Consider the following 19,326-nt stretch of genomic DNA (forward strand, 5'->3'; position numbering starts at 1 on the left):
TCGGCGCCCCGGTTTCCCCCGCCACACCCACCGTCCCCTCGCCCACCCCCACCCCCACCGCGGGCCAGCGGATGCTGCTCATGCCGAACGGCACCCTGGTGCCGGCCGGCGGCGGCGACGACTCGATCGAGATCACCAACGGCAGGGGCGCCCAGAAGGTCGCCTACCGGCTGCCGGAGGCCAACCTGGTGACCGGGTCGATCACCGACACCACGATCACCGGCAACGCGTACGGCATCTTCATCACCGCCTCCAACGAGACCAGGCTCACCAACGTGCGGGTCTCCGGGAGCCTGGTGCACGGCGTGCTGCTGCACCGGTTCGCCCGCAACGCCACGATCGAGAACACGACCGTGCGGGGCAGCAGGGGCGACGGGTTCGTCCTGTCGCGCGGCACCCAGAACGTCACGATCACCGGCTCCGAGGCGGCGGGCAACGGCGGCAACGGCTTCACCATCAGCGGCCTGCCGCTGGCCCGGGGCCCGTCGGCGTCGGGGGAGTCGCTGCGCAGCTTCGGCGGCAGCTCGGTGATCAGCAGCACCGCCCGGGACAACGGCCGGTACGGCGTGGAGATCCAGGGCGGCGTCAAGCTGGCCGTGCAGACCAGCGAGGTCATCGGCGGCGAGATGGGCATCGTGGTGAGTCAGGACGCCACCGGGGTACAGGTCTCGGGCAACCGCCTCACCGACCAGCACAGTCAGGGGATCGCGCTGCGGGACGGGGTCAAGGCGGCCCGGATCAGCGGCAACATCGTGAGCGGCACGCAGACCGCGATCTACCTCCGGGACGCCGAGGCCACCATCTCCGGCAACACGGTCCAGTCCGCGTCGCTGCACGCGATCTCCCTGCTGGGGGCGGCAGACGGCACGAAGATCACGGGTAATACCCTGGGCGGCGCGGGCCGCAGCGCGATCGACACCGGCCGCGCGACCGGCCCGACCACCGTCACGGGCAACAACATGGACGGCTGGCAGAACACCGCCGGGCTCATGACCATGGTCAAGCGCATCGCCAAGCCGATGAACCTGATCTGGTTCGCCGTGCTCGCCCTGATCGTGATCTCCGCGCTCCGGGCGCTGCGCAGCGACGGCCCCCGGGTCGGCCGCCGGTTCGTCAATCCCTACGAGAGGCAGACAGTGCTGGAGGAGCGTCCGGCGACGGTTCTGAAGACCGCCGCAGGCCGCGCCCCGGCCGGGAGGAGCTGACACGATGCGCCTGGAAATCGACCGGAAGACGCTGGTCGGAATGCTGGCCGGAGCGGTCCTCACCGTGCTGGTCGTGGTTGTGGTGCGCGGCCTGTTCGGCGGCGGCGGCGACCCGGCCATGCGGGTGGAGGACATTCGGCCGCAAGCCGGAACAACGGAACCCGGCGACCAGTCCGGCACGTCTCAGCTACTACAGGACGAAGAGGACGAACCAGAACAAGTGGAAGAAAGGGACGATGACGTGGTCGAGTTCACCCCCCTGCAGCAGCCGCCGGCCATCCCCGTCCCGACCGGCGAGGGGCTGATCGAATGCCCGTCGCCCACGGTGACCGTGACCGACGCGGCCGGGCTCACCGAGGCGCTGGAGGCGGCCGAGCCGGGCGCGGTGATCAAGATGGAGCCGGGCGTCTACCCCGGGAAGTTCGTGGCCACGATCCCCGGGACCGAGAGCGACCCGATCTTCCTCTGCGGCCCGCCCGAGGCGATCATCGACGGCGGCGGGGTCAAGAAGGGCTACGCCCTGCACCTCAACGAGGTCAGCCACTGGCGGCTGATCGGCTTCACCGTGCGCAACAGCCAGAAGGGCGTGATGGCCGACAAGACCAACCACTCGGTCATCCAGGGCCTGACCGTCCACCACATCGGGGACGAAGGGATCCACCTGCGCAACTTCAGCAGCGACAACATCGTGCAGTACTGCATGGTCTACGCGACCGGCCTGCGCCGGGAGAAGTTCGGCGAGGGTGTCTACCTCGGCACCGCCCAGAGCAACTGGGCGACCTTCTCCGGCGGGCAGATGGACCGCAGCGACCGCAACGTGGTGCGCGGGAACGTCCTGCGCGGCACCGCGGAGGCGATCGACATCAAGGAGGGCACCTCCGACGGCCGCGTCATCGGCAACATCTTCGACGGCTCCGTCCTCGGCGGTTCCAAGCACAACGACTCGTGGGTGGACGTGAAGGGCAACGGCTACCTGATCGAGGGCAACACCGGGAGCAACACCAACGGGGACGGCTTCCAGACACACAAGATCGTGGATGGCTGGGGCGTCGGCAACACGTTCCGGGCCAACATCATCGACCTCGGCAACTCCGGCGGTGTCGGCATCAACGACACGGTCGGCGATAACAAGATCGAATGCGACAACAAGGTCACCGGCGGCTCGCTCACCAAAAAGGGTGGCTGTTCCTGAGCCCGGTGCTCATCGACATTTTTTGAAGGGAAGGATTTTGAACATGGGCGAAGCCGTACTCCCCCGGCTGACCGTGATCGGAACGGGTTACCTCGGGGCGACGCACGCGGTCTGCATGGCATCGCTGGGTTACGACGTCGTCGGCCTCGACGTGGACGAACGCAAGATCAAGAAGTTGCAGTCCGGCGAGGTGCCCTTCTTCGAGCCGGGCCTGCCCGAGCTGCTGGCCAAGACGATGGAGTCGGGACGGCTCCGGTTCACCACCTCCGTCGAGGAGGCCGCCGCCCACGGCGACATTCACTTCGTCTGCGTCGGCACCCCGCAGCAGCCCGGCTCGGACGCCTGCGACCTGAGCTACGTCGACGCCACCATCCGCGGCCTGGCTCCGCACCTGACCCGGCGCTGTCTGGTGGTCGGCAAGTCGACCGTCCCGGTCGGCACCGCCGCCCGGCTGGCTGAGCTGCTGCGCGAGCTGTCCCCCGCCGGGGACGAGGTGGAGCTGGCCTGGAACCCCGAGTTCCTGCGCGAGGGCTTCGCCGTCGACGACACCCTGCGCCCGGACCGGCTGGTCTTCGGCGTCGCCTCCGAGTGGGCCCGCGAGCAGCTGGCGGCGGCGTTCCAGCCGATCCTGGAGCTGGGCACGCCGACGGTGGTCACCGACCTGCCCACCGCCGAGCTGGTCAAGGTGGCCGCCAACTCGTTCCTGGCCACCAAGATCTCCTACATCAACGCGATGGCGGAGATCTGCGAGGCCACCGGAGCCGACGTACGCGACCTGGCCAAGGCCCTCGCCTACGACGACCGGATCGGCGGCCGGTTCCTCCAGCCCGGCCTCGGCTTCGGCGGCGGCTGCCTGCCCAAGGACATCCGCGCCTTCGCCCACCGGGCCGAGGAGATCGGCGTCGGCCAGGCCGTCTCCTTCCTCCGCGAGGTCGACGCGATCAACCGCCGCCGCCGTTCCCGGACCATCGACCTGGTCAGGGAACTGCTCGGCGGCCAGTTGGACGGCAAGCGGGTCGCCTGCCTGGGCGCCGCCTTCAAGCCCAACTCCGACGACATCCGCGACGCCCCCGCCCTGGACGTGGCCCGCACCATGCACGGCCTGGGCGCCAACGTCCGCGTGTACGACCCGGCCGCCCTGGACAACGCCCGCCGCGCCTACCCCGAACTCCGGTACGGCACCAGCGCGATGGACGTGGCCCAGGACGCCGACGTGGTCGTCCTGCTCACCGAGTGGGCCGAGTTCCGCGAGATCCAGCCGTCGGCGCTGGCCCAGGTGGTCAAGCACACCCGCATCGTGGACGGCCGGCACGCTCTCGACGCGGAGGAGTGGCGCGCGGCCGGCTGGGAGTACCGGGCACTCGGCTGCCCCTGACCGCGAGGCCCCCGCGGAGCCGGGTCAGGCGCAACTGGCCTGGTACGGCTCCGCGGGGAGATAAGCCCGCCACTCGGCGGCCGGGAGGTCGTGACCGACCTCCCGGCAGATCCGCGCCCTGGCCTCCACTGCCGACAGGGACCAGCGGACGACCTTCCCGTCCTCCCCGCCGGAGACCAGCTCACCGTCCGGCGTGAAGGCCAGCCCGCGTACGGGCGCGTCATGCCCGGTCAGCACGGCGCTCCGAGTCCAGGTGACGGTTTCCCAGGTGCTGATCGTGTGGTCCTCGCCCGCCGCGGCGAGGGTCAGCCCGTCCCGGCTGAAGGCCACCACCTGGACGGCCGCGGTGTGCCCGGTCAGGGTGGCCACCGCCGCGCCCGACCTGACGTCCCAGATCTTCACCGTGCGGTCGGCCCCCGCGGTCGCCAGCAGCGTGCCCGCCGGGTTGAGCGCGACGTCGCGGACCTCGCCCTGGCCGGTGGTCCAGTCGGCGCGGCGGGTGTCGGTGACGGTGTCCCAGACCAGGACGCTGCCGGCGGGGCTGCCGGACACCAGCAGCTTCCCGTCCGCGCTGTATTCGAGCGTGGTGGCGATGTAGGGCAGCCCGGGGATCTGCCTTTCCTTCATGGCGGGGGTGTCCCAGCGGAACCGTCCCTGGGAGGCGGTGACGACGGCTCCGCCGCCGGGGTGGTGGGCGATGTCGGTGGAGGCGGCCAGTCCCGCGTACGGCACGGTGGTGATCCGCTCGCGGCCGGCCAGGTCCCAGACGGCGATGGTGTGGTCGCGGGTGAGGGCCAGCAACCGCTGCCCGTCCGGGCTGAAGGCGACGGCCTCCACGTGGTCGGAGTGGCCGCCGAACACGGCCAGCTGCTGTCCGGCCGGATCCCACAGCCGGACGGTTTCGTCGGATCCTGCGGTGGCGACATATTTCCCGTCGCGGCTGATCTCGACGTCGTTGACGGCTCCGCTGTGGCCGATGAAGGGCGGCACCGCGTGTTCGCGGATCACGATGGTGCGGCCAAGACCGGCGGAGGCGAGCATGTTGCCGTCCCGGCCCAGCGCCACCGCGCGCGCCTCGGCGCGGCCACGATCGTGGTAGGTGGCGAGCGGCTGCCGCCGGGCCACATCCCAGATCGTGATATTTCCGTACTCGTTGGCGATGGCGATCCGGCCGTTAACCGGCTGCGAGACCACCCAGGCGAGCGCTTCCTGCGGCGGGATGTCGCCGAGCGGCGCGATCTTCTTCCCGGTCACGTCCCAGAAGTCGACGCCGCCCGCGTTGGTGCTGGTGGCGAGATGGCCGGTTTCCGCGTCGAAGGCTACGGTGTGCGTGTGCGGCACCGGGATGGTGGCGACGCGCTTGCCGGTGGCGGCGTCCCACAGGGTGCCGCCCTCGCCGTCGGCGGAGGCCAGCAGCTTCCGGTCCGGGCTGAACGCCAGCGAGATGACCCGCTTCCCGGCCGGGATGGCCAGCGTGCCGCCGCCGGCGACGGCGCGGAGTTCGATGCCGTCGCCGGTGCCGACCGCCACCGTGGTCCCGTCCGCGCTGAACGCCATCGCGCCAGACAGCAGGGCGTAGGGCTGCTTGAACAGCGCCCGCTTGGTCCGCACGTCCCAGACGATCAGCGATCCCGGGCTGGCCCCGACCGCGGGCCCGCTGGCGATCGAGGCCAGCAGGGTGGAGTCGGCGCTGAAGGCGACCGCCCTGGCGTAGTGGTCAACGTCGTCGGCGTGGCCGGTCAGCGCGGCCAGCTTGGTCCGCCGGGCGGGATCCCACAGGCCGATGGCGCCGTCCCGGCCGGCCGTGGCGGCCATCGTCCCGTCGGGGCTCAGCGCGATGCCGAAGACCGGCGTGCCGCCGACGTTCAGGTCGATCCGGCGGCGGGCCGCGGCGGCGGCGCTCAGCAGCGCGCCCAGGGTCTGCGCGTCGGGGTTGAGGCGGCGTGCCTCGATCGCCAGCAGCCCGGCCCGGTCGGGGTCGCTGGCCAGCAGCTGCCTGGCGGTGAGGGCGAGCTGGTGGGAGCTCTCGATCAGCCGCTGCCGCCGGGCCTCCGCGCCCTGCCGTACGGCGGCGACGCCGCCCGCCACCGCCAGCACCAGCATGACGGTCAGCCCGGCGGCCAGGCGTTTGAGCTGGCGGGCGCGGCGCCGCGCGGTGCGGTGCTCGGTGTCGGCCAGCGCCAGGCCCGCCGCCAGGAAGGCGGTCTCGCGCTCGTTCAGCTCCTGCGGGTTCTCCTCGGCCCAGCTCGCCGCGGTGAGCAGCCGCAGCCCCCGGTGGAGCGCGCCGGGGTCGCGGCCGAGCTCCTCCCAGGCGTGGGCGTCGTCGGTGAGCCGCCGGTGCGTCAGCAGGTCGGCGCGGTGGTCGGTGAGCCAGCGGTGCAGCCGGGGCCAGGCCCGGATCAGCGCCTCGTGGGCCACTTCGACGCGGCCGTCGTCCCGCACGATCAGGCGGGCGGCCGTCAGGGCGTCCAGCACGCGGTCCACGGTCTCCGGCCCGGCGAGGCCGTCGAGTTCGGCCCGGTTCACCGGCCTGCGGGTGTCCTCGGTGCCCTCGCCGAGCGCGGTGAGGCGGACGAAGATCCGGCGGGCGACGCGGCGGCCGGTCTGGTCGAGGCGGTCGTACTCGCGTTCCGCGGTCTGCGCGATGGCGCCGCGGACGCCGCCGCCGGCCTGGTAGGCGGCCAGGGTGAGGGTGGCCCCGGTGCGGTTGCGCCAGGTCTCCAGCAGCGCGTGCGACAGCAGCGGCAGCGAGCCGGGTTCCGAGCCGGTGTCGGTGAGCAGGGTGGCCAGCAGGTCGGCGTCGACGGTCAGCCCGGCCCTGGCGGCGGGGCGGACGATCATGTCGCGCAGGTCGGGGAGGGCGGGCGGGCCGACGAGCAGGGTGGCCTCGTCCTCCAGGGCGTGCAGCAGGGGGCCGTACTGGGAGAGGTGGGCCAGGAAGTCGGCCCGCACGCCCAGCACGACCGTGGTCCGCCGCTCCTCGCCGAGGGCCGCGTCGAGCAGGGCCCGGATGAACAGGTCGCGTTCCCCCGGGGAGGCGCAGAGGGTGAAGACCTCCTCGAACTGGTCCACCACCAGCAGCGCCCGCGTCTCGGGCGGGCCCCCGGCCAGCGCGTTCCTGACGGACACGTCCAGCTGGGCCGGGTTCTGGGCGAGGTCCTCGCGGAGCCGGGCGGCGTCCAGGTCGGCCAGTTTGGCGACCTGGCCGGCCAGCGCCTCCAGCGGGTGTTCGCCGGGCGTCAGCAGCATGGTCTGCCAGCGCGGGTCCCGGCCGGCCTGGCCGAGCAGCCCGGCCCGCAGCAGCGAGGACTTGCCGCTGCCCGAGGCGCCGAGCACGCTCACCAGCGGCAGCCGGTCGATCCGGTCCAGCAGCCGCCCGACCAGCAGGGCGCGGCCGAAGAACCAGCCCTCCTGTTCCGGGCTGAAGGCGCGCAGGCCCTGGAACGGCGGCTGGGCCACGTCCGGCGGGGGAGCTGGCTGGCCGCGCTCGGGTAAGGACAGGCGGCGGTCGCCGCGCAGCACCGCCTCGTGCAGCCGCTGCAACTCCGGGCCGGGTTCGACGCCCAGCTGGTCGGCCAGGAGCGCCCGGGTCCGCCGGAAGACGTCCAGCGCCTCGGCCTGGCGGCCGGAACGGTAGAGGGCGACCATCAGGTGCCCGCGCACCGACTCCCGGTAGGGGTAGGTGTCCGACAGCGCGTTCAATTCGGCGACGACCTCGGCGTGGCGGCCCAGCTTCAGGTCGGCCAGCACGCGTTCCTCGGTGGCGCGCAGCCGGGACTCCTCCAGTTTGAGCGCCGCCTGCCTGATCACGGGCGTCTCGGCGAGGTCGCCGTACGCGGGACCGCGCCACAGTGCCAGCGCCCGGTCCAGCAGGGCGCGGGCGGCGGCCGGATCGTCGATGAGCGCCCCTGCGGCGGTCACGTCCCGGTCGAACCGGTCCGCGTCCAGCTCGCCCGGGCCGACGTTGAGCGAGTAGCCGTAGGTGTCGCGGGTGATGCGCTCGCCGTCGGCGAGGGCGCGGCGCAGCTGGTAGACGTACAGCCGCAGGTTCTCCGCGGCCGAGGCGGGGGGCCGCTCCCACAGCGCCTCGGCCAGCTGCCGGGGCGGAACGGGGGTGTTGGCCTGGCTCAGCAGCACCCCCAGCACGATCCGTTGCTTGGCCGACCGGAGCGGGAGCGCGGCTCCGTCGATCTCCACGCCGAGCGGGCCGAGCACGCGGAACTCCACAGTGTTTTCCCTGTCGTCGAGAGCGGGGGCGGAAGGCGTCGCCGCACGTTATCGACTCGATGTACGCCGGACAAGGCCCGATATACGGGCCATATACGCCCGCTCCACGCCGCCCCGCCGACACTGAACCCCGCAGTCACGAAACGACTACGGGGAGCACCAATGAGGTTGGCGACGGCGGCGTGCGCGAGCGCGCTGGGGCTGCTGCTGCTCGCGATCGGCGCACCGCCAGTCGCCGCGGCGGCGCGAACGGGGGCCGGCACGAACGTGCTGGCGGACGAGACACGCAAGTTCACCGGCGTCCGCCAGCACTGGAACGTGCTGCGCAAGCAGAGCGGCGGCACCAGCTACTACGACCGGCCGACGATCAACAGCGACGACGCCACCAGGGGCGTGCTGCGCGCCGGATACGCCTCGGACGACGGCGGCAGCACGGCCAGGACCCTGCTGCAGCTGGACACCTCGCGGGTGGCCAGGACCCACATCCTCTGGGCCACGCTGCGGCTGTGGCAGGCGTGGTCGTCCAAGGACTGCGGCAACGGCAACGAGTCCGGCGGCGCGGTGGACGTCTACCAGGTGCCCGCCTTCGGCTCGGGCACCACCTGGAACGCGGCCTGGAACTCCACCGCGTGGGGCAGCAACCTGGGCGGCAACAGCCGCGCCGTCCGCCGCACCGGCGGCGGCTACCAGGGCCGCTGCCCGGCCGACTACGTCGCCTTCGACGTCACCGGCGCGGTCCGCGGCGTCGCGGCGGCCGGCGGCACGTCGATCTCGCTCGGGCTCAGGGCCGAGAACGAGAGCGACGAGTGGAGCTGGAAGCGCTACCTGATGTTCGCCACGGCCAACGCGAAGAACCCCAGCCTGGACATCGGCTACAACACCATCCCCGGCGCGCCCGCCGCCCTGGTCACCGAGGACGACTCGGCGCCCGGCGACGCCACCGACGACACCCTCTGCGTGACCGGCCCCGCCCGTCCCGCGGTCACCTCGCTGACGCCGACGCTGAGCGCCCAGATGAAGGACGGCGACGGATCCACCCACGCCGAGTTCGAGTGGTCCCAGGTCGGGGCCGCCCGGGTCGGCGGCCTGCAGACCGGCCTGGTCGCCGACGGCGCGAACATCTCCGCCGTCATCCCGGCCGGCCAGCTCCAGGAGGGCGGCACGTATTCGTGGCGGGTCCGCGGCTACGACCTGCTCGGCTCGTACGGCACCGACTACGGCCCCTGGTCCCGCTCCTGCGAGTTCACGATCGAGACCCCCGGCCCGGCCAACAGCCCGCCGCTGCCGACCGTCACCTCCGCCGACTTCGTCAGGGACGACTTCGGCCCCACCCCCGCCGGCGTCCCCGGCACGGTCACCTTCGCCGGCCAGGACGTGGTCGCCTTCCGGTACGGCTTCCGCCAGGACGCCCTGGCCATGACGGTCCAGGCCCGCCCCGACGGCACCGCCGAGGCGCCGATCACGATGACCCACGACAACCCCGCGGAACTGTGGGTCCAGGCCGTGGACCGGGCCGGGAACAAGAGCGTCGGCCCGGACGGCGACGCCGCCACCGGCATCGCCCGCTACCCCTTCCAGGCGGCCACCGGCAGCGGCCAGACCCCGCACCTGCGCGGCGACCTCAACGGCGACGGCCGCGCCGACGTCACCGTGCTGACCGACGGCGGCGGCCGGGCCCAGGTGTGGAACGTGGCCGGGGCGAGCCCGGTCAACGTGTTCGACGCGGGCGCGTTCCCGCTGGCCAAGGTGAAGAGCGCGGCCGGGGACTTCGACGGGGACGGCCGTACCGACCTGGCGATGTTCCGCGACGAGGGCAACGGCCGCACCACCCTGCACCTGCTCCGCTCGGACGGCAACGCGCTGGCCGGGACACAGGTGTGGGAGTCGGCCACCTGGAACTGGGCCAAGACGCAGGTCGTGGCCGGAAACTTCGACGGCGACGCCGCGCGCCGCGACGACCTGGCGGTCCTGTACGACCTGGGCGGCGCGACCATGGACCTGCGGGTCTTCCTCGGCACCGCCGCCGGTTTCGCCGCGCCCGCGACCTGGGCGAGCGCCGCCAGGGACGCCACCAAGATCAAACTCGTCGCGGCCGACTTCGACGCGGACGGCGACCACGACCTCGCCGAGGTCAGGGACCTGGGCTCCCGGATCGGCGTCTACCTCCTGCCCTCCACCCGGACCTCGTTCGCCGCCCCCGCCACCTGGTACGACGACCCCAGCCGGGGCTGGAGCTGGACCGGCAGCAAGTTCGTCGCCGCCGACGTGTCCGGCGACGGCCGCCCCGAACTCGCGGCCTTCTACCGGTACGGCGAACTCGCCCACACCGCCGTCTACCTGTTCGCCAACCACGGCGGCGGGTTCACCAACCCGCCGCTGCAGCCGCTCTGGCAGTCCGGCGACCACGCCTGGGACTGGAATCTGGTCGACCCGTCGGCCGGCGACCTGGACGGCGACGGCGACGAGGACCTGGTGGCCGCCTACGGCTGCTGCGGCCCCGGCCAGCACGCGCTCTGGCGGTTCACCGCCGGCGGCGGCACGGTGGCCGCGCCCCAGCCGTACTGGCGGGGCTCGCTCAGCACCGCCGGCAGGGCCGGCGTCCAGATCGACCCGGCCGCGACCTACCAGCTGATGGCCTCCCACTCGGGCCGGTGCCTGGCCGTGTCCGGCGCGAGCACGGCCGACAACGCGCCGATGATCCAGTACGACTGCGGCAGCCAGCGTTTCCGGGTGGTCGCCACCGGAGCCGCCCAGTTCATGCTGCAACCGGCCCACGTCACCGGCAAGTGCGTGTCGGCCGGTTCGGCCACGGCCGCGGGGACGAAGGCCTTCCAGTACGTGTGCGGCCCGCCGTACGGCGATCAGGCCTACCGGCTCGACTACGTGGCCGGTTCCGGTGACGACACCCTGGTCCGGGTCCGCCCGATGCACTCGGGCAACTGCCTGGACGTCGAGGGCCCGAGCCTGCTCAACAACGCGCTGATCCACCAGTGGACCTGCCTGAACACCGCCAGCCAAGAGTTCTACCTGCGCCGATCCTGACGCGAGCCCCCGACCTCCAGGAGAAGATCCCATGAAGCGCTGGCTCGCGCCCGTGATCGCCTGCCTACTCGTCGTGACTCTGGTGCCCGCGCGGGCCGCCGGGGCCCTGCCCGTGCCCGAGGACCTGACCGCGCCCACGGTCCAGCGGGAGAAGTCCGTGCCGGGCGCGAAGATCCTGCCCGCGATCCCGTCGCCGCTGCCGAAGGTGCCGGAACTGTCCGGGGCCCGCCAGGTCAGCTGGCCCAAACCGGGCGTGACCAGCACGTTGCCGATCTCGGCGGCGGCCAGGGACGCGTCGGCTCAGGTCAAGGTGGAGGTGCTGCCCAAGACCCGGGACGGGCTGGTGTTCCGCGCGGCCAGGGCCGACGCCGCCAAGTCGGCGCTGGCCCTTCAGGTCGACTATTCGGGCTTCCGCGGCGCGTTCGGCGGGGACTGGGCGTCCCGGCTGGAGTTACGCGCCGTGCCCGAGTGCGCGCTGACCACGCCGGGCCTGCCCGGCTGCCGCGGCGTGGCCGTACCGGCGAAGAACGACGTCGCGGCCGGGAAGATCAGCGCCGAGGCGGCGGGCGGCGGGCTGTTCACGCTGGCCGCCGCGCCCTCGGGCAGCGCCGGCACGTTCGCCGCGACCGGGCTCTCCCCGTCCTCGACCTGGGGCGGCGGCGGCTCGACCGGCGACTTCACCTGGAACTACCCGCTCCGGGTGCCGCCAGGCTCCGGCGGGCCGAGCCCGTCGATCGCGCTGTCCTACTCCTCCGGCAGCGTCGACGGCCGGACGGTGGCCACCAACAACCAGCCCTCCTGGGTCGGCGAAGGCTTCGAATGGTGGCCGGGCTTCATCGAACGCCGCTACAAGCCGTGCGCCGAGGACGGCCACGAGGGCGTCGGCGACCAGTGCTGGGAGACCGACAACGCGACCCTGTCGCTCAACGGCGGCGGCAGCGAACTGGTCAAGGACGACGCCACCGGCGTCTGGCGGCCCCGCCAGGACGACGGCTCCCGGATCGAACGCCTCACCGACCCCAGCCTGGTCAACGGCGACAACGACGGCGAATACTGGCGGGTCACCACCACCGACGGCACCCAGTACTACTTCGGCCGCAACCGCCTGCCCGGCTGGACCTCCGGCAAACCGGAGACCGGCTCCGCCTGGACCCTCCCGGTGTACGGCAACGAGAACGGCGAACCCTGCCACGCCGCCACCTTCGCCGCCGCACACTGCCAGCAGGCCTGGCGGTGGAACCTCGACTACGTCGTCGACACCCACGGCAACGTCATGACCTACTGGTACGGCCAGGAGAAGAACCGCTACGGCCGCGACGCCGACCCCAACCAGGCCACCGAGTACGTCCGCGGCGGCACCCTCACCCGCATCGACTACGGCCTGCGCACCGGCCAGGAGTACGCCGGAACCCCCGCCGCCCAGGTCGTCTTCACCGCCGCCGACCGCTGCCTGCCCGGCACGACCTGCGACCTCACCAAACCGGAGCAGTGGTCGGACACCCCGCTCGACCAGCGCTGCGCCGCCGCGCCCTGCACCGACGTGCTCACCCCGACCTTCTGGACGCAGAAACGCCTGGCCGCCGTCACCACCCAGATCTGGACCGGCGCCGCCTTCGCCCCCGTCGACACCTGGACGCTCCGGCACACCTACCCGGACCCCGGCGACGGCACCCGGGCCGGGCTGTGGCTGGCCGGACTGACCCACACCGGCACCGGCGACGCCGCCATGCCGGAGATCAAGTTCACCCCGCAGCAGCTCGACAACCGCGTGGTCGGCCCCGACGGACGCCCGCCGATGCGCTGGCTGCGGATCGGCGCGATCGAGAACGAGACCGGCGGCGACCTGCGCGTCACCTACTCGGCCAAGGACTGCGTGTCCGGCAGCCGGATGCCGGCCGCCGCCGACGCCAACACGCTCCGCTGCCACCCCGTCAAGGGCGCCTACCCCGGCCAGCCCGACCGGCTGGAGTGGTTCCACAAGTACGTGGTGACCGAGGTCGCCGAGAACGACTACGTCGGCGGCGGCGCCCAGGCCCGCACCTTCTACACCTATCCCGGCGCCCCGGCCTGGCACTTCGACGACGCCGACGGCCTGGTCGCCGAGGAGGACAAGACCTGGGCGCAGTGGCGCGGCTACGAGGTCGTCCAGACCACCCGCGGCGTCGCCCCCGACGTGCGGACTTACGAGCAGAGCCGGTTCTTCCGCGGCATGGACGGCGACCGCACCGCGTCCGGCGTGCCCAAAACCGTGAAGATCCGCGACTCCGAGGGCGTCGAGGTGCCCGACCACGAACGCTTCGCCGGGATGGTCCGCGAGCACATCAGCTACAACGGCGTCGACGGGCCCGAGGTGTCGGCGACGATCTCCGACCCGTGGCTGCGGGAGACCGCCACGGCGGTCCACCCGTGGGGGACGGTGACCGCCTCACTGGCCGACGTCGCCTCCACCCGCGTCCGCACCCCCAAAGCCGCGGGCGGCAAGCGCACCACCAGGATCGACAAGAGCTACGACGCACAGGGCCTGCCCACGCAGGTGCACGACCACGGCGACACTGCCGTCCCCGGCGACGAGGAGTGCACCACCTTCACCTACGCCCGCAACGAGGCGCTGTGGCTGCTGTCGGCCACCAGCCGGGTGCAGAAGTACGCGCTGCCCTGCGGCCATACCCCCGGCTCCGGGCAGCTGATCTCCGACGTGCGGATGCGGCACGACGCCGCCACCGCCTGGAACACCCCCGCGACCAAGGGCGACGTCACCCTGGTCGAGGAACTCAAGACCTGGCCCGCCACCTACGTCACCACCTCCAGGTCGGCCTTCGACGCCTACGGCCGTGTCACCGACACCTGGGACGCCGCCGGGGAACACTCGACCACCGCCTACGAGCCCGCCACCGGCGGCCCGCTGCGCGCCTACGTCACCACCAACCCGCTTGAGCACGCCACCCGCACCGAGCTCAACCCCGCCTGGGGGCTGCCGACCAAGACCGTCGACGCCAACGGGCGCACCACCGAACTCGCCTACGACGGCCTCGGCCGCCTCATCAGCGGCTGGGAACCCGGCCGCAGCAGCGACCAGCCGCCCAACGTCCGCTACAGCTACGACATCAGGGGCAGGACCGGGCCACCCGCCGTCACCACCCGATCCCTGCGCGCCGACGGCGGCTACACCGTCATGATCGAGCTGTACGACGGCCTGCTGCGCACCCGGCAGACCCAGATCCCCGGCCCCAACGGCGGTCGCATCATCGCCGACAGCCTCTACAACTCCCTCGGCCAGTCGCACAAGCAGAACGGCGCGTACTGGAACGCGGCGGCCCCCGTCGCGGAGCTGTTCGGCGTCAAGGACAAGGACGTCCCCGGGCAGAACCGGTCCACCTTCGACGGCGCGGGACGGGTGACCGCCGAGGCGCACCTGGCCTTCGAGGTCGAACGCTGGCGCAGCACCACCGCGTACCCCGGCGCCGACCGCTTCGACGTGACCCCGCCGGCCGGCGGCACCGCCACCTCGGCGATCATGGACGCCGAAGGGCGGACCACCGAGCTGTGGCAGTACCACGGCGCCACCCCGACGGGTGCCCACGACGTCACCGCGTACGTCTTCAACGACGCCGGACGCCTGGAGACCGTCACCGACCCGGCCGGGAACACCTGGCGGCACGCCTACGACCTGCGCGGGCGGGAGATCAGCACGGACGACCCCGATCGGGGGGTGACCGAGTACACCTACGACGACGCCAATCGCGTGGTCGCCACCAAGGACTCCCGGGGGCAGATCCTGGCCTACGCCTACGACCGGCTCGGGCGGCGCACCGCCGTCCACGAGGGCACGCTGAGCGGGCCGAAACGGTCGCAGTGGGTGTACGACACGCTCGCGGCCGGGTTGCCCACCTCGGCCAGCCGCTTCTCCGGCCAGGCCGAATACCGCACCTCGGTGACCGGGTACGACGTCGGCTACCGGCCCACCGGGACCAGCGTGGAGATCCCCTCCACCGAAGGGGGACTGGCGGGGACGTACACCTACGGTTCCACGTTCAACCCCGACGGCACCCCCGCCACCTCCAGCGTTCCCGGCGTCGGGTCCCTCGCGGCGGAGACGCTCACCCACGGGTATGACACGTTCGGCAACCCGCTGACGCTGTCGGGGCAGTCGGCGTACGTGTCGGGGACGGCGTACAGCGACATGTCCGAACTCGGGCAGCTGACCCTCGGCGCGGGTGGCAAGCGGCTCTGGGTCACCTACAACTACGAGGTCGGGTCGCGGCGGCTCAGCGGGATCCACACCAAACGGGAGGCCGCCGGGGCGGTCCAGGGTGACGTTGCCTACACTTACGACCCCGCCGGAAACGTCATCAAGGTCGCCGACACGCCCGCAGCCGCCGGGGTGCCCGCCGACACCCAGTGTTTCGACTACGACCACCTGCGTCGGCTGACCGAAGCCTGGACGCCCGGTGGCGGCAGCTGCACCGCCGCACCCACCGGCGTCAACGTGGGCGGGCCCGCGCCGTACTGGACGAGCTACGGCTACGACAAGACCGGTAACCGCACCTCCGAAGTCCGGCACGCCGTCGCCGGCGGACCGCAGACCAGCAAGGACTTCACCTACCCCGCCGACGGCCAGCCGCAGCCGCACACCCTGCGCGGGCTCTCCGTCACCGACTCGGCCGGCACCCGAACCCTCGCCTACGACTACGACAAAACGGGCAACACCACCACCCGCCCATCCGCTTCGGGCACACCCCAGTCGCTGACCTGGGACGCCGAGGGCCGGCTGAGCAAGATCGAGGAAGGCTCCGCGAAGACCGAGTTCCTGTACGACGCGGACGGCAACCGGCTCATCCGCCGCGACGCCGGCGGCTCGGCCACCCTCTACTTGCCCGGCCAGGAATTGCGCGCCAAGGGTTCCGCCAAGACCGGTACCCGCTACTACAGCCATGGAGGCACCGCCATCGCCGTCCGCACCGACGACGGCAAACTGTCCTGGCTGTCCGCCGACCGCTTCGGCACCGCCCAACTGGCCTTCTCCGCCACCGACCTCGCCGTCAATCGCCGCAGGTTCACCCCGTTCGGCGAAGCACGCGGAGCGGGTACGGCGTGGCCAGGTTCGGCCGGCTTCGTAGACGGCGTCCAGGACCCAACCGGCCTGACCCACCTGGGCGCCCGCGAATACGACCCTCTCACCGGCCGATTCTTATCGGTAGACCCCCTCATCGACGTAGCCGACCCCCAGCAGATGCACGGCTACGCCTACGCCAACAGCAGTCCCGTGACCTTCACCGACCCTGACGGCCTGATGCTGATGGCCGAAGACGGCGGCGGTGGTGGCGGTGGATCCCCCTCGAAGGACCCCGGACCGACCGACGACGAAATCAAGGAGGCCGAGGAGATCCAGCGCAAGGACAAACTGGACGTCGCGCTCGAAGTCGGCCGCGACATCCTGCTCGAAGTCCTGGGCGTCAACGACATCCGCAACTGCTTCACCAAGGGCGACGTCGTCGCCTGCGTTTCGATGGTGGCCGGCATGCTCCCCATGGGGAAACTCCTCAAAGCTCCGAAGATCGCCAAGGCGCTGCATCGGGCCTACGAGGCATACCGGGCCTTCGACCGCAAACTAGCCGCCGCCCGCGGCGTCCTGGCCCGAGCCGCCCGCAAAGCCGACGAAGCAGCCGAAGCGGTCGCCGAGACCACGGCCAAAGCCGCCGACGACACGGCGGAGGCCGCGGCCAAACAGGCCGACGACGCCGTCGACGCCGCAGCGGAGAGCGCCGACGACCTAGGCGGCTCCTGCGCCATCTCCAACAGCTTCGTCCCCGGCACCCTGATCCTGATGGCCGACGGCACCCGCCGCCCCATCGAGGACATCGCCCCCGGCGACCAGGTCCTCGCCACCGACCCCCAAACCACCACCACCCAGGCCAAACCCGTAACCGCCACAATCGAGGGCACCGGCACAAAGACCCTGGTCAACATCACCCTCACCAACGGCACCAAGATCACCGCCACCGACGGCCACCCATTCTGGACCGACCCTGCCCGTGCAGACACCGCCCGTGCAGACACCGCCCGTGCAGACACCGCCCGTGCAGACACCGCCCGTGCAGACACCGCCCGTGCCGGTTCCGCCCATGCTGACTCCGCCTGGGTCGACGCGGCCGACCTGGAACCCGGCGACCAACTCCAGGACTCCCACGGCCGCCCGGTACGGGTGACCGCGCTCACCATCCACGAACAACCCGCGACCGTCCACAACCTCACCATCGCCGACACCCACACCTACTACGTCGCCTCCGGCCAAGCCGACGTCCTGGTCCACAACTCCGGCAAGGGCAAGAGCCGCTGCGGCGGCGGCAGCAATCACAAGGCCAACGCCACCCAAAACAAACAGGACTACACCACCAACAAGGCCGGCCAACGCCCCATCGCCGGCGGCCCCCCCATGCGCGTCGCGCCGAAGATCGTCATCCAGATCCCGGCCGAAGCGGCCCCCACCGCCGCTCTCCTCGCGGCCCGCAAATCCATCCCCGCCAAGATCCGCGCTTTCGTCATCGTCAAGGTCCCAGAGAAGATCGTCGGCTTCAACGCCCAGAGCCGCGGCCCCGCGAACGCGGTAGAAACCATCTCCGACATCGTCGAAGCGGTATCCACCTTCATCGGCCGCATCACCTAGTTCGCAGCGTTCCGCGCCCGTCACCAACCAGGTGACGGGCGCGGTGCGCTGTCAGCGGGCTGGGGTCAGGGACCTACGCGGCCCGGTGGCACCCGATGTAGTTCTGGCCGCTTCCCGCCGGGCAGGCGTTCCGCGGCGCGGGTGATGTTGCGGGGCATTCGGCCGAAGATCAGGCGATGGAATGGTGAGATTCCTCGCCAGTAGAGATGTCCGAGCAGCCCGCGTGGGTGGAACAGGGCGCGTTGCCGGTAGAGCGTCTGGCCTGGTTCGGGGCCCGGTTCGGTGGAGAGTTCGAGCCAGGCGAGGCCGGGGAGGAGCATTTCGGCGCGGAGGCGGAGCAAGTGGCCTGGTTCGACTTCTTCTACGCGCCAGAAGTCCACCGCGTCGCCCGCCCGCAGGCGGTTTGGGTCGCGGCGGCCCCGGCGCAATCCGACGCCGCCCATCAGGCGGTCGATCATGCCGCGCAGGCGCCAGGCGACCGGGAGGGAGTACCAGCCGTTCGCGCCGCCGATTCCTTCGATCACTCGCCAGACGGCTGCCGGTGAGGCGGTCGTCTCGCGGGTGCGTTCGTCGGCGTACAGGCTGCCGCCGGCCCAGTCGGGGTCGGTCGGGAGGGGGTCGCTCGGGGCGCCGGGGGTGGAGGCCGAGGACCAGCGGGTGGCGACGTCGGCTTCCTTGATGCGGCGCAGCGCCAGGCGTACCGACTCGTCGAAGTCGATCAGGCCGTCCGGCGGGTCGGGGACGAAGGAGGATATGTCGTGTTCGGCGCAGACGGCCTCGTGGCGTAGTGACTCCACCAAGGGCCGGGCGAGGCGGGACGGGACGGGGGTGACGAGCCCGACCCAGTGGCTGGACAATCCCGGCGAGAGCGCCGGCACCGGGATGATCAGCCGAGGTGGCAGTCCCGCGACCGCGGCGTACCGCCGCATCATGTCGCCGTAAGTCAGGACGTCGGGGCCGCCGATGTCGAAGGCGCGGTTCACCTCGCCGGGGACCGACGCGCAGCCGACGAGGTAGCGCAGTGCGTCGCGGATCGCGATCGGCTGGGTCGGGCTGTTCACCCAGCGCGGTGTGGTCATCACCGGCAGCCGCTCGGTCAGGTGCCGCAGCATCTCGAACGACGCGGACCCCGACCCGATGATCATCGCCGCCCGCAGGACCACGGCCGGAGTGCGGGCGCCCAGGAAGATCTCCCCGACCTCGGTCCTGGACCCCATGTGCGGCGAGAGCCGGCCGTGCGCGTGCGTCAGCCCGCCCAGGTAGACGATTCTCCTGACCCCGGCCCCGGCCGCCGCCTCGGCGAAGGTCATGGCGGCTTGCCGGTCCCGCTCCGCGAAAGCCGGTCCACCCGCCATGGAATGAACCAGGTAGTAGGCGACTTCGACGCCGTCCAGAGCCCAGCTCATCGCCTCGCCGTCCGCCACATCCCCGGCCGCTATGCAAACCCTCCCGGCCCACGGGACATCACGCAAACGTTCCGGCCGCCGGACGACACACGTGACCTCATGTCCCGCGGCGAGCAATTCAGGCACCAACCGGCCACCCACGTAGCCAGTCGCCCCCGTCACCAGCACGTTTCCCATAGAACAAGCTTCGCATCCGGCCTCTGCACGGTTGCGTC

At 71.9% G+C, this 19,326-nt stretch carries 7 protein-coding genes; 5 read left to right on the forward strand and 2 right to left on the reverse strand.

The genetic code is table 11. The annotated features are described in order from the left end of the window. From Acor_RS00610 to Acor_RS00620, 3 genes are all read left to right on the forward strand, one after another. The coding region (locus tag Acor_RS00610) for a right-handed parallel beta-helix repeat-containing protein (RefSeq protein WP_218034049.1) at window positions 1-1,205 on the forward strand (1,205 nt) is incomplete at its 5' end. A 4-nt stretch (window positions 1,206-1,209) separates the two neighbouring features. After that, window positions 1,210-2,397: a right-handed parallel beta-helix repeat-containing protein gene (locus Acor_RS00615; RefSeq protein ID WP_155334494.1), complete on the forward strand. Its 1,188-nt coding sequence runs from the start codon at window positions 1,210-1,212 to the stop codon at window positions 2,395-2,397. Between the two features lie 43 nt (window positions 2,398-2,440). Next, window positions 2,441-3,772, forward strand: a complete 1,332-nt coding sequence (locus tag Acor_RS00620; protein ID WP_155334495.1) for a UDP-glucose dehydrogenase family protein — start codon at window positions 2,441-2,443, stop codon at window positions 3,770-3,772. A gap of 24 nt (window positions 3,773-3,796) precedes the next feature. Here Acor_RS00620 and Acor_RS00625 read toward each other — a convergent pair whose 3' ends face one another. Next, window positions 3,797-7,999, reverse strand: coding sequence for an nSTAND1 domain-containing NTPase (locus tag Acor_RS00625; protein WP_155334496.1), 4,203 nt, complete (start codon window positions 7,997-7,999; stop codon window positions 3,797-3,799). Window positions 8,000-8,161: 162 nt separating this feature from the next. Between Acor_RS00625 and Acor_RS45300 the strand changes: the two genes are divergently transcribed. Together Acor_RS45300 and Acor_RS00635 are read left to right on the forward strand one after the other, a co-directional pair. Beyond that, the gene (locus Acor_RS45300) at window positions 8,162-11,041 is read left to right on the forward strand and encodes an FG-GAP-like repeat-containing protein (RefSeq protein ID WP_155334497.1); all 2,880 of its coding nucleotides are present in this window, start codon (window positions 8,162-8,164) and stop codon (window positions 11,039-11,041) included. Window positions 11,042-11,072: 31 nt separating this feature from the next. Beyond that, complete coding sequence (locus Acor_RS00635) at window positions 11,073-17,705, forward strand: polymorphic toxin-type HINT domain-containing protein (RefSeq protein WP_155334498.1); 6,633 nt, start codon at window positions 11,073-11,075, stop codon at window positions 17,703-17,705. 65 nt (window positions 17,706-17,770) lie between these two features. Here the strand turns inward: Acor_RS00635 and Acor_RS00640 are convergent, their stop codons facing one another. Then, window positions 17,771-19,288: an SDR family oxidoreductase gene (locus Acor_RS00640; RefSeq protein WP_155334499.1), complete on the reverse strand. Its 1,518-nt coding sequence runs from the start codon at window positions 19,286-19,288 to the stop codon at window positions 17,771-17,773. Window positions 19,289-19,326: the final 38 nt, after the last annotated feature.

The organism is Acrocarpospora corrugata, from assembly GCF_009687845.1.
Taxonomy (GTDB): domain Bacteria; phylum Actinomycetota; class Actinomycetes; order Streptosporangiales; family Streptosporangiaceae; genus Acrocarpospora; species Acrocarpospora corrugata.